At 55.8% G+C, this 10,883-nt stretch carries 14 protein-coding genes; 8 read left to right on the top strand and 6 right to left on the bottom strand.

Annotated elements, in window-relative coordinates:
* Window positions 1-352: 352 nt before the first annotated feature.
* From SV253_07035 to SV253_07015, 5 genes are all read right to left on the bottom strand, one after another.
* Window positions 353-907 (bottom strand): uracil-DNA glycosylase, encoded by a 555-nt coding sequence (locus tag SV253_07035; GenBank protein ID MDY6775815.1) that lies wholly within the window; start codon window positions 905-907, stop codon window positions 353-355.
* A gap of 1 nt (window position 908) precedes the next feature.
* Window positions 909-1,508 (bottom strand): DUF99 family protein, encoded by a 600-nt coding sequence (locus SV253_07030; GenBank protein MDY6775814.1) that lies wholly within the window; start codon window positions 1,506-1,508, stop codon window positions 909-911.
* A 73-nt stretch (window positions 1,509-1,581) separates the two neighbouring features.
* Window positions 1,582-2,598: a bifunctional oligoribonuclease/PAP phosphatase NrnA gene (locus tag SV253_07025; protein ID MDY6775813.1), complete on the bottom strand. Its 1,017-nt coding sequence runs from the start codon at window positions 2,596-2,598 to the stop codon at window positions 1,582-1,584.
* Window positions 2,599-2,725: 127 nt separating this feature from the next.
* Window positions 2,726-2,953, bottom strand: a complete 228-nt coding sequence (locus SV253_07020; GenBank protein MDY6775812.1) for an Lrp/AsnC ligand binding domain-containing protein — start codon at window positions 2,951-2,953, stop codon at window positions 2,726-2,728.
* A gap of 25 nt (window positions 2,954-2,978) precedes the next feature.
* On the bottom strand, window positions 2,979-4,070 hold the full coding sequence (locus SV253_07015) for an NAD(P)/FAD-dependent oxidoreductase (GenBank protein ID MDY6775811.1): 1,092 nt from the start codon (window positions 4,068-4,070) through the stop codon (window positions 2,979-2,981).
* Window positions 4,071-4,170: 100 nt separating this feature from the next.
* Between SV253_07015 and SV253_07010 the strand changes: the two genes are divergently transcribed.
* From SV253_07010 to pth2, 3 genes are read left to right on the top strand one after another with little or no spacing between them, the layout of a single operon-like run.
* Complete coding sequence (locus SV253_07010) at window positions 4,171-5,109, top strand: ParA family protein (GenBank protein MDY6775810.1); 939 nt, start codon at window positions 4,171-4,173, stop codon at window positions 5,107-5,109.
* Entirely contained in the window at window positions 5,106-5,567 is a 462-nt protein-coding gene (locus tag SV253_07005; GenBank protein ID MDY6775809.1) for a hypothetical protein, read from the top strand. Before SV253_07010 ends, SV253_07005 begins: the two co-directional genes overlap by 4 nt.
* A 7-nt stretch (window positions 5,568-5,574) precedes the next feature.
* Window positions 5,575-5,913, top strand: a complete 339-nt coding sequence (gene pth2 / locus SV253_07000; GenBank protein ID MDY6775808.1) for a peptidyl-tRNA hydrolase Pth2 — start codon at window positions 5,575-5,577, stop codon at window positions 5,911-5,913.
* Window positions 5,914-5,992: 79 nt separating this feature from the next.
* On the opposite strand, the gene SV253_06995 is transcribed toward pth2, so the two are convergent.
* Complete coding sequence (locus SV253_06995; protein MDY6775807.1) at window positions 5,993-6,385, bottom strand: type IV pilin N-terminal domain-containing protein; 393 nt, start codon at window positions 6,383-6,385, stop codon at window positions 5,993-5,995.
* Between the two features lie 115 nt (window positions 6,386-6,500).
* Between SV253_06995 and SV253_06990 the strand changes: the two genes are divergently transcribed.
* From SV253_06990 to SV253_06970, 5 genes are all read left to right on the top strand, one after another.
* The gene (locus SV253_06990) at window positions 6,501-7,331 is read left to right on the top strand and encodes a hypothetical protein (GenBank protein MDY6775806.1); all 831 of its coding nucleotides are present in this window, start codon (window positions 6,501-6,503) and stop codon (window positions 7,329-7,331) included.
* A gap of 309 nt (window positions 7,332-7,640) precedes the next feature.
* Window positions 7,641-8,960: a transposase gene (locus SV253_06985; protein MDY6775805.1), complete on the top strand. Its 1,320-nt coding sequence runs from the start codon at window positions 7,641-7,643 to the stop codon at window positions 8,958-8,960.
* 91 nt (window positions 8,961-9,051) lie between these two features.
* Window positions 9,052-10,359 (top strand): tRNA pseudouridine(13) synthase TruD, encoded by a 1,308-nt coding sequence (gene truD / locus SV253_06980; protein MDY6775804.1) that lies wholly within the window; start codon window positions 9,052-9,054, stop codon window positions 10,357-10,359.
* 78 nt (window positions 10,360-10,437) lie between these two features.
* Complete coding sequence (locus SV253_06975) at window positions 10,438-10,635, top strand: hypothetical protein (GenBank protein ID MDY6775803.1); 198 nt, start codon at window positions 10,438-10,440, stop codon at window positions 10,633-10,635.
* Window positions 10,636-10,643: 8 nt separating this feature from the next.
* Window positions 10,644-10,883 (top strand): type II toxin-antitoxin system VapC family toxin (locus SV253_06970; GenBank protein ID MDY6775802.1); only part of this gene is annotated, 240 nt, incomplete at its 3' end.

Raw genomic sequence — 10,883 nt, 5'->3', positions numbered from 1 at the left:
AATCAGAGTAACGCTTTATCTTTTACTCTCAATTACCGATTGGGAAGTACCGATACTCCTTCATCGTCGCTTTTTCTTCCTAACAACACTATTCCACTGCTTATCATCAGTTGTGAAACCAATAACGTGTGAGAGCCGAAAATCCGCATGTCAAAACCTGTTAGTAATACAAGAGATCCGCCCACAAAACTCAAAACACCGGCTAAGATATAGTAGTGTATCTCTTTCATAGATATACTGTCTTAGTTTGTTAATATTTAATTTTTGGTCTGTTCGACCTAATCAGCTTCAACTTGAGCAGGTGGAGTCCCCGTTCAGAAATCACAGATTTGCGAGCTTCCACAAATCTAAATTAATTAGTCTGAGCGAGAGAGAAGACGACTTCGAGAGTCTCGTCTATGTCTTCTTCCTTTGACGAGTCGTAGAGCATAGCCGCGGGGTGGTAACACGGCACGAGCGTGTAGGTCTCGTCGCCGATCTCTGTCTCCATGGACGATCCTATCACGTCTCTCATAGTCACGTTCTCGCCGACGAGTCTCGAAGTAGGGACACGTCCGAGGCTACAGATCACGTCGGGGTCGTAGAACCGTATCTCGTCGTCGAGGTACTCCGAACAGTTCTCGATCTCCGACTTATACGGGTCGCGGTTGTCGGGTGGTCTGCATCTCACGGTGTTGGTTATACGTACCTCGTCGCGTTCGACCCCCAGATCTTCGAGCTTCCGGGTGAGTATCTCGCCGCTCCTGCCTACGAAGGGCTCGCCCTCCTCGTCCTCCTGCTCACCCGGAGCCTCACCCACGAAGACGACTCCCGACTCTCCGGCTCCGACGCCGTCGACTATACGTGAACGTGACTCGACGAGTGCGTCACATCTCTCACAGTTCTCGACAGTGTACTCGTGGCTCATGTCATGTATCCTCCGTCTCCCCGTCTCCGTCCGTTCCTTCCCAGGCGTCGGCTGCGCGCGCCACGAGACGTCCTATCCTGACAGGCTCGGGTCTCTTCCCGTGTGTCGTCAACATCCTTACTACCGAGTCTGCTTTCTCCTCGTCTATACCTACCGATCTCACGAAGACGTCTGTCGTCGTGTTCTCCGTCTCGACCTCTACCCGCCGTCTCTCGGGCTGTCTCTCGTAGACCTCGACCCTTTCGTCGGCTTCCTCGCCCTCGAACTCGTCACGGATCGAGTCGGTGAGGTCGCCGCCCTCCTCGAAGCTCACGCTCAGAGCCGGAACTCCCGTTTCGTCCTCTATACGTCTCAGGTCGACGACGTTGTACCACGAGACGGCGATACCTCCGACCATCACGGCGTGTATGTCGTCCCTGTCGAGTCTGTCGTACATATCTATCACTGAGTCGGTGACATCTGTTCCGCCTACCAGAGAAGAGCCGAAGACGAAGCCGTCGAGACGTCCGTCGCCTCTCATTACAACGCCACCGAGAACCGACTCGTCCGACCCCGGGGTATAGCTCTCTGCGACCCCGAGGACACGTATCCCCTCTTTCATCACTCCCCGTTTCCGTTCGAGGTAGTCGCGGCCTCCCAGACTTCGAGCCCGCTGGGATCTGGATACGCTTTCATCACTCCCCGTTTCCGTTCGAGGTAGTCGCGGACAGGTTCATAGCATCGAAGAAACGTCTCTCGATTATCTCCGACGCGAGGTCGACGTACTCCTCGGAGTCGGCGAGGTCGGAGAAGATTCCGAGGGGTATCTGCGCGCCAGCCATGTCATGGTGTCCTCCCGCGCTTCCGACGTCACCGAAAGCCTCCCTCATCACGTCGTCGAGGTTTATGCGTGAGTCGTTCGACCTCGCACTTATATGTATGTCGTCGTTGACGATTCCGAAGACGACGACAGTGGCGACGCCTTCGAGGTTCATGAGGTAGTCGGCACACTGAGGAAGAGCGTCCCTCTCGGTCGTACGTCCGACCCCCGAGATTAGAGCCGATGCCCGAACCTCACGGTTACGTATCGCCTCGCCTATAGTGTCGAGTGTCGCGGGCGTGAAAGCGGGCTGTACCATCTCCCTCAACATGGTCTTGTCGGCGAGGGGATGGAGATAACGCGCGGCGTCGTACTCCTTCGGCGTCGTGTCACGGAGGAAGTTGAGTGTCTCTCTCCTTATCGCAAACAGAAGAGCCGTCGCGAGGTCGGTATCGGGCTCTATTCCGAGCTCACGGAGGTACTCGACGAGAAGAGTCGTCGTCGCGCCGTACTCGGTTCTCCTGTCTACGTACCTCGCTTCGACCTCGTCGTCGAGGGGATGGTGGTCTATGACTATGTCGACATCGACCTCCTCGGGAACCGAGTTGTTGGCTCCCGGAACTGAGTGATCGACGAAGGCGACTAGGTCGTACGCGTCGACGTCCGACTCCGAGAGATGCTGCATCTCTATGCCGAGGAGGTTGACGAAGGCGCGGTTCTGCTGGTGAGAGATGTCACCTCCGTAGAGTATCTCGATGACATCGAGCTCTTCCTCCTCGGCTATCCTTCGGAGACTCAGCGCGCTCGCTATACAGTCGGGGTCAGGATTGTCGTGGCAGACGACAGCCAGAGACCTCCCCGTCCGTAGGACGTCCACGAGGCTGTCAGTCACCCTCTCCTCTCCGGAGTCGGGGTCAGGGTCGGAGTCCGTCTCTGTCTCTGTGTCGGATTCTGAGGTGCTCACGTCGTATCAGTATCTTTCTCCAGCCACGCCCGAATACTGTCTTTTTATTCTTATTCTAAGTCGATATACACGTCGTCGTGTCCTCGACGCCCGGAAGCTCGTGTATACGTCCTGCGACCGTCTTGAGTATCTGGTCTACCTGATCGACCTCAAGCTCAGTGATTATGTCGTACTCTCCCGTGACCGCAGTAGCGTCGGTGACGGCGTCTATCCCCCGTATGTCATCGACTATCGACTGTATCGATCCCGTCTCGCACTCTATCAGAACGTATGCTTTTACCATACCCCGTTATTGAGTCGGTGGGTTATCAAAGTTTGCTATACTGACTCAGAGACTCAGAAGACGTTAGGTTTCCGAGTACACGTCGTGCCGTACGTCTGTTAAACAGAGATGTTGGACGGTCCATGTCGACGTATATCTCTCCCTCGAAGAGTCCCAGGACTTTCCTCTGCACGAAGGCAGGAAGATCGTAGAATCTCCTTATGAGCCTGCCGAGGAGAATATCGCGCCCGAGTTCGTCTCTCCACCGTGTCTCATACTCGGCGAGAGTCTCGGGTCTCTCAGGATCGATGACCTCGGCTCCGATCCCCGCGGCGGTCATTCCGTATACTATCCCACCGCCCGTGAATGGCTTGACCTGTGCGGCGGCGTCACCGACCAGAAAGGCGCGTCTCTCGGGATCGGCTGTCTCAGACGGCGGGACGAGTGGTATTCCTCCACCACACACGTCTCTGAGATCGGCGTCAGGGGCGACGTACGTCTCGAACTTCTCACGTACGTCGGAGCGCGAAGCCGCGCCGTACTCGACTGAGTCGCCCCTCGGTATCCTCCATCCGAAGAAACCCGGGACATCGAGGTAGACGTCGACGAAGTCATCCGTGCCGTCCTCGTCCGTGAATCCGAGAAAGCCGTGGAGTATCTCGCCGGGGTCGTCGAATCCAAGCGACTCCCTGACTGTCGAGAAGGGTCCGTCACATCCAGCGACGAGACGTGACTCGAAGACATCGTCGTGGGTAGAGACCTCGACTGTCGAGGTGTCAACGCTCAGACTCGTAGCCTCGTGTCTCTCCAGAACTGTCGCGCCTGCCTTCTCCGCCTCACGTGCGAGGAGCCTGTCCATCTCAACCCTGTCTAAGGCGTACGAGACTGTCGAGTCGGAGTAGAACCTGTAGGTCGAGTCGCCGACGTGGAACCGCGCGCCACGTATCTCGTTCTCGACCAGCGACCGCGCCGACTCGGGGAGAAAGTCCCAGATCTCGTCGGAGAGATGTCCCGAACAAGCGAGAGGCAGACCTATCTCTCCCTTTTCGAGAAGTACGACGTCTAGACCCCTCTCGGCAGACTCACGCGCGAGAGTCGAGCCCGCGGGTCCTCCTCCGACTACGACGAGGTCGTGCATCGCTGTTGGATTGTGGGTCTGACTTATTCTAAGTTGCCATCTCGTGTCTGATGTCTGATGTCTGACAAAGGCTTATACGAGACCGCGTTAACATAGGTATATGAAGCCACCTCTCCGTGTTGCGACGTTTCTCGACAAGGGGGGCACAGGTAAGACGACCGTGTCAGCGCATATCGGCGTGGGACTCGCAGAGAAAGGCAACGATGTCCTCCTGATCGACCTCGCGGGAAAGCAGGGCGACCTCGTCAAGCATTTCGGTCTCTGGGACAGGGTCGAGGAGAGTATCGAGAACGAGGACGACTGGCCCAACATAAGCACAGTCTTTCAGGATGAGTGGGAGATAATCGCGAGAAAACTGGGTGACGAAGCCGTCGAGGGTCTGATATACGAGACCGAGGAAGGTCCTGACATAATCCCCGCACATCCCGGACTCGACTCGCTCGACACAGAGCTCGGAAGCATAGACGACCCCGTCGAGAGGTACTCGCGTCTCGACTCGTTTCTGTCGTCGTACATCGACCCGCGAGGATACGACTTCGTCGTGATAGACCTCCCCGGAATAACGAATAATGTCTCGTACAACGGTCTCTGGGCGGCGAAGAACGTCGTGGCTCCCGTCGAGATGGGTGTCTTCGAGGCTAGCCAGGCGGCGGCTCTACGTAACGACCTCGCAAAGATAGACGACAGCTTCGAGGTCGGTGTCGATCTCAAGATGGTCGTCCCCAACAAGGTCAACCGCCAGACACGACTCGCCGACGAGTACCTCGAAGCGTTCGAGGACGAGTACCCCGACAGGATAGCGCCGTCATACATACCCAAGAGCCAGGACATAAGGAACGCCGCCAACGACGGCTCGACGGTCTTCAGCCTCGAAGAGCCTTCACGTACCGCGAAGAGGGCTAAGAGAGCCTTCCTCGAAAACGCCGAGGAGCTAGCGAGACGGCTGGGAGACGAGGGGTTAGACGCTGACGCTGACTACGACGCCGATGTCTCTGTCTCAGAGACTGTCGATCCTGAGGAGGTGACAGAGCCACGATGACCGACGACCCCGACGAGATAGACGTAGATGTAGATGTAGACGAACTCAGGGAGAAAACACAGAAGTCGGACCGCATAGACGAGGGTGCCGAAGACGACGAAGACGGTGACTCCGAAGATCTCGGCGAGATAGAGTACGCCGGACTCGACGAGGTTCTCGTGAGAGACATAGACTCGATAGAGGAGTTACGTGAACACACGGTCAGGAAGGATCGGATCGAGAAGTCGGACGACGGCGACGAGGTCGAACTCGTCAGCTTCGACGAGACGGGACTCGAAGGCGAGGCGTACGACTCTGTGGGACAGCATTACTGTGGCAACTGCGCCCACGTCGACTTCCGGAAACGCCACGGCGAGACACAGGTCTACTGCGAAAAACACGAAGCCGAGACGAGGGTCGAGAAGGAGATGGTCTGTCCCGACTACGTTCCACAGGGTTTCTTGGAGACCGACACGTAGAGAGTCCATGAAACAGTCTATAGTCGTCAGGACTGACCTCGGAATGGGGGACGGCAAGACGGCGTCACAGGTCGCCCACGCCTCGCTTCAGGCGTACGAGAAGGCTTCGGAAGACGCACAGACCGACTGGAAGTCGACGGGGATGAAGAAGGTCGTCTTAGAAGCCGACTCGGAGTCTGATCTTCTCGAACTCAAACGTGAGGCGGAGTCGATGGGGCTTCCGACTTCTCTCATACGCGACGCGGGACACACACAGATAGAGCCCGGAACTCTGACGGCACTCGGAGTCGGACCCGCCGAAGACGACGAGGTCGATAGGGTGACAGGCGATCTGAGGCTTCTTTAGGTCTTCTTCGGAATAGACTGACGGCTGAGTGGGTGTCGGCGTGTGTATTCGACTCGAAAAATAAGGTGCGGCGGGGTAGTTACTTGACTGTGTACGAGGTTATTGTATTTCTACTGCCTTGGTACTCCCCTACAACAGTAATTCTGTCTCCAGAACCGAGGCTAGTTACCGTCTTAGAAGTACCTACGTCACTCTGAGATACAGATGTCCAGTTTCCAGGAACACTACCATTTGGAGCTTGAATATATATAGCGTCGGCTCTCTGTATCGAATTAAGAGTGACCGTTACGCTGCTGTCGTTATTCTGATTAAACGACACGCCAGCCTGAGCGTTCTGCTGTACCTGTCCACCTAGACCTAGCACGAAGGTACCGATCACAGCCGCGAGTATCACGGTTATGGCAACCATGAGTATCACGCCTATAACCGGCGACACAGCGTCGTCCGTCCTCTTCCTGTTCTTTTGTGCCATATCTGTGCCATACGAACCAATCCTATATAAAATGTTGGTGTGAGTCCACCTCTGTTCACACGGATATGTTCCTCGCAAAGCTTGATATGTACTCCGAGCCTATGCTGAGACAGAGATGCGATCCGACAGCCGGAGAGACGCCGAGCCTCTCGTCACCGAGGAGGATCTCGCCGAGACCTACTCGTCGCCGTACGACTTCGTAGACCAGTACAGGGAGGCGATCGACATTCACAGGAAGACGGGTCTCAAGTCGAGTGCGGTATCCTCGCGTATGGAGGGGGTTCCACGTAGCCGTATACGTACGTGGATCGAGGGCGGCAAGCCCGACGTTCTCAGGGGAATAGAGACGGCGCGCGAGCACGGCTGGCTCGACCTCGACTACGACGACTCGAACTTCCGATGTCTCAACAGACTGACTGCGTGGATCTTCAGCGGCGGCAGTATAACTAAGTCGCAGTACAAAGCCACCTTCTCAGTCGAGGGCTCCGAAGAGAGAAAGGTGATCGAGTCGGTATTCGAGAGTCTGGGACTCGGATTCGATACCGTAAAACGCGAGGCGAAAGCCGACGAGGCAGTACCCGACGACGCGACTCTCCTCGGACGCGTTCTGAGCTGTCTGGGCGCGCCGGTCGGCACGAAAGCCCACGGCTCCATCACACTCCCGGAGTATCTCGACACCGACCGAACCCAAGTCAAACACGACTTCGTACGTATCTACCTCTTCAACAGAGCCCATTCGAGGGGCGAAGCACGGGGCAGAGGAGTAGGAATACGTGAAGAACGTCCGAGAGAGTACCTGAACGAGCTTGCGGGTCTTCTCAGGGAGTTCGTCGATGACGGTGAGGTCAGTGTTAATAACAAGAACGTCTACGTCTCCAAGAAAGGCACACGAGAGCTACGTGAGTCAGGTCTTCTTGGCGGGGACGACACAGAAACTCTATCCTAACTCGATTACGGAAATACGAGGCGAAAGCCTCGCCCTTCAGGGCGGGGATGAAGCCGACATGAGCAGTGACACAACCACGTTCTCATGCTACAGCCGGATTTCCAACGCCTAGATCGCGTCCTCGCCTTCCATTCGTCTGGCACCCTGTAGGAGTAGCCCCTTCCACGTCAACCCGTGTTTCTGCTTGATCTCTTTCAGTCGTTCATACTGTTCCTCGTTATCGAACTCTGCATACGCCTTGTTGCTACCCATATTAACCCACTACAAACCCAAACTATTAGTTGCTTCGGTACCATTGATACAGTAGCGATGAAGCGCACCAACGAGTTCGAGATCAAGCCGCAAACCGATGCCCAGCGGGCGGCTCTACTCGACTTGTTGGATGCGTCTGCCGCGCTCTGGAACGAGATCACCTACAACCGGCGACAATCCTTCTTTGACGGCGAGTACGTCTTTCATGCGTCGAATCCAAGCGACCGCTACAAAGACGTTCTCAGTAGCTCAACGGCACAGCAGATCCCCCGCAAGAACAGGCGGGCATGGAAGTCATTTCTCACGCTGAATGAGAAATACGAAGCTGGTGAGGTTGACGAGAAACCGCACCCGCCGGGATACTGGGGTAACGAAGAGGACGGACGCGAGCTTCGTACCTACATTAGAAACGACCAGTACACCCTCCGGTGGGGTGAACGCTCCCGGCTTGAAATCCCGATTGGCGGTGAACTTGAAGACCGCCATGACGTGACGAGCCGTATTCGGTTAGAGGTTGCCGGAAAACCGAAATGGCAGGGAGAGCAAGGCCAGTTAGAAATCGTGTACGACGTAGTGAGCGATACGTTCAGAGCAATTCAACCTGTCACCGTCCCTGATTCCCGACAGGATTCACCACTAGCCGAGGAATCGGCTGCACTGGACGTAGGCGCAAACAACCTCGTCGCTTGCACGACGACGACCGGCCAGCAATTCCTGTATGAAGGTCGTGAGCTATTTGAGCGGTTCCGTGAAACAACCGAACGGATCGCACACCTGCAATCGCTGTTAGACGACCAACGGCGAACGAGCAACCAAATTGAACGCCTGTATCAACGGCGTACTGATCGACGCAACCATGCACAAGATGGATTGCTCCGTGATCTGGTTGAACGACTGTATGAGATGGGTGTCGCAACCGTCTACGTCGGTGATCTCACTGACGTACTGGATACCCATTGGTCAGTGGAGGTCAATACGAAAACACACAATTTCTGGGCGTTCAGCCGGCTTATCGACCGACTGAATCATGTGTGCGAGGAATACGGGATCACCGTCGTTGAACAGTCTGAAGCGTTCACAACACAGACCTGCCCAGAGTGCGGCAGTAGCGAGAACACACACCGCGACGGTGATTTGTTCCGGTGTGATGAATGTGGCTTTTCAGGACACGCCGACCTGAAAGCGAGTCGGGTGTTTCTGGAGCGCGAGACAGGTAGCGCAGTTGGGTCGATGGCACGGCCCGTGTGCCTCAAGTGGGACGACCACCGATGGTCGGGGAAACCATACCCTCACGAAAGTCCCAACGAGGAGCGCACAGACCGGAGTACCAACCGCCGCGTTGGGAAACTTGCCGCTGGGGACTCAGGAGCAGCCTGAAATCCCACCAGTGGAATCCTCGCCCTTTCAGGGCGGGGAGGATGTCAAGAAGGCTTACGTCGAAATAGTACGCAGTACGGAGTAGATAACTATGTCTTCTGATACTAATACTGACACTGACGATACTAACACTGAGACAGACCTCGGACTCAACTGGTACGTCTCGTCTACACCGGGTGTCGGCGGCGAGATAAAGACTCAGCCCGAGGACTTCGTCGTAGACGAGGTCTCGGGATTCGACTACTCCGACAACAGTGAGGGGGAGTACGCAGTCGTCGAGGTACGTCTCACGGGCTACGAGACACACGGCTTCGCGCGTGACCTCTCGAACGCGCTCGGAGTAAGCAGGGAACGTGTCTCTTGGGCGGGGACTAAGGACAAGAACGCCGTCACGACTCAGTTTATGACTGTGAAGGACGTCTCGCGCGACGAGGTCGAGACTGTCTCACTTGACGGCGACGGCGCGGAGATAGAGTACCTCGGACGGTCGAACCGTTACATCTCGCTCGGCGACCTCAAGGGCAACCGTTTCGAGATCAGGCTACGCGACCCCGAGAATCCCGAGAACCTCGATGCCATAGACGGAGAGATAGACGACTTCGGCGGCGTACCCAACCTCTTCGGAGTCCAGAGATTCGGCTCGAAACGTCCCGTGACACACAAGGTCGGCGAACACATACTCCGTGACGACTACGAGTCGGCTGTGCTTGAGTACGTCGCCGAGCCGTACCCCGACGAGCCCGAGAGGACGAGGGAAGCACGTCGGCGTCTCAAGGAGAACCTCAATTTCAAGGAGGCACTCGACTACTTCCCCAACTACCTCGGCTACGAGAGGGCGATGATCCACGCAGTCGTCGAGGGCGACTCGTACGAGGAAGCACTCGAATCGCTACCGAGTAACCTCCGGCGTCTCTTCGTCAACGCCGTCCAGTCACGTCTATTCAACGTAATACTCAGGGAGAGGTACGACGAGGGTATGGGATTCGACGAGGCGTACGTCGGTGACGTCGTCTGTTTCGCGGGCGACGAGATAGACGGCGTCCGAGTCCCCGACACAGACAGTCTCCAAAAAGTCACCGAGTCTAACGTCGAGACCGTAAACCGACACGTCGAGAGGGGGCGCGCCTTCGTGACCGTGCCTCTCGTTGGCTCCGAGACCGAACTCAGCGGCGGCGTACAGGGCGAAATAGAGACGAGGGTTCTCGAAGAGTATACTCTCGAAAAGGAGGACTTCGACAGGGACGACGGCTACGGTTCGGAGGGCACGAGACGTGCGGTTCTCGTCTCGACCGATATCGAATACGAGACTTTCGAAGACGACATCGAGTTCAGATTCGCGCTTCCGAAGGGTAGCTACGCTACAGTGGTTCTGAGGGAGTACATCGACACGGAGAAATAACATGGGTTTCGTCAGCTACTGATCGTCTGAGCCAGCCGGGCGAACTGTTTTAAGATCAAACCACGAATAGTCGGTAGAATGAGCAAAACCTCTGATAAGACTGAGTTCTTGGGCGAACAGCTACTCAACAAATCAAAGACAATGGGCTTGAGGAACAGCATGAGGGAGTTCGTCGAGGAACACAGAACTGAATCCGAGACAGAGGAGCTAAGGAAAGGGATTGAAGGAAAGAGCCTCTCAGAGATAGTCGACGAAGGTCGTGAGGAGAGACTGTAGTTTCAGGCATGAGATATCTTTTCTTCGATACATCCGCTCTAGTCAAGAGGTATTACGAGGAGGACGGCTCCGAAAAAGTCGATGAGATGATCGATGACAAAGAGTCACAGGTTATAATCACTTCACTCTCAGTAATAGAGACGACATCCGCTTTCCGTAGAAAGTACAACCGTGGGGGTATCGAGGAAGACAGAATGAATCAACTACTCTCTGCCTTTTTCGAGGAAGCTCTCGAAAACTTCCTCATA

This window comes from Candidatus Afararchaeum irisae, assembly GCA_034190545.1.
GTDB classification, from domain to species: Archaea; Halobacteriota; Halobacteria; order Halobacteriales; family Afararchaeaceae; genus Afararchaeum; species Afararchaeum irisae.
The sequence above is the reverse complement of the archived record's forward strand: the minus strand, read 5'-3'. Positions and strand labels throughout refer to the sequence as shown.

Coding starts and splice junctions, on each gene's coding strand:
- SV253_07035 (MDY6775815.1), bottom strand. CDS start 907: ATGAGCCACGAGTACACTGTCGAGAACTGTGAGAGATGTGACGCACTC.
- SV253_07030 (MDY6775814.1), bottom strand. CDS start 1,508: ATGAAAGAGGGGATACGTGTCCTCGGGGTCGCAGAGAGCTATACCCCG.
- SV253_07020 (MDY6775812.1), bottom strand. CDS start 2,953: ATGGTAAAAGCATACGTTCTGATAGAGTGCGAGACGGGATCGATACAG.
- SV253_07015 (MDY6775811.1), bottom strand. CDS start 4,070: ATGCACGACCTCGTCGTAGTCGGAGGAGGACCCGCGGGCTCGACTCTC.
- SV253_07010 (MDY6775810.1), top strand. CDS start 4,171: ATGAAGCCACCTCTCCGTGTTGCGACGTTTCTCGACAAGGGGGGCACA.
- SV253_07005 (MDY6775809.1), top strand. CDS start 5,106: ATGACCGACGACCCCGACGAGATAGACGTAGATGTAGATGTAGACGAA.
- pth2 (MDY6775808.1), top strand. CDS start 5,575: ATGAAACAGTCTATAGTCGTCAGGACTGACCTCGGAATGGGGGACGGC.
- SV253_06995 (MDY6775807.1), bottom strand. CDS start 6,385: ATGGCACAAAAGAACAGGAAGAGGACGGACGACGCTGTGTCGCCGGTT.
- SV253_06990 (MDY6775806.1), top strand. CDS start 6,501: ATGCGATCCGACAGCCGGAGAGACGCCGAGCCTCTCGTCACCGAGGAG.
- SV253_06985 (MDY6775805.1), top strand. CDS start 7,641: ATGAAGCGCACCAACGAGTTCGAGATCAAGCCGCAAACCGATGCCCAG.
- truD (MDY6775804.1), top strand. CDS start 9,052: ATGTCTTCTGATACTAATACTGACACTGACGATACTAACACTGAGACA.
- SV253_06975 (MDY6775803.1), top strand. CDS start 10,438: ATGAGCAAAACCTCTGATAAGACTGAGTTCTTGGGCGAACAGCTACTC.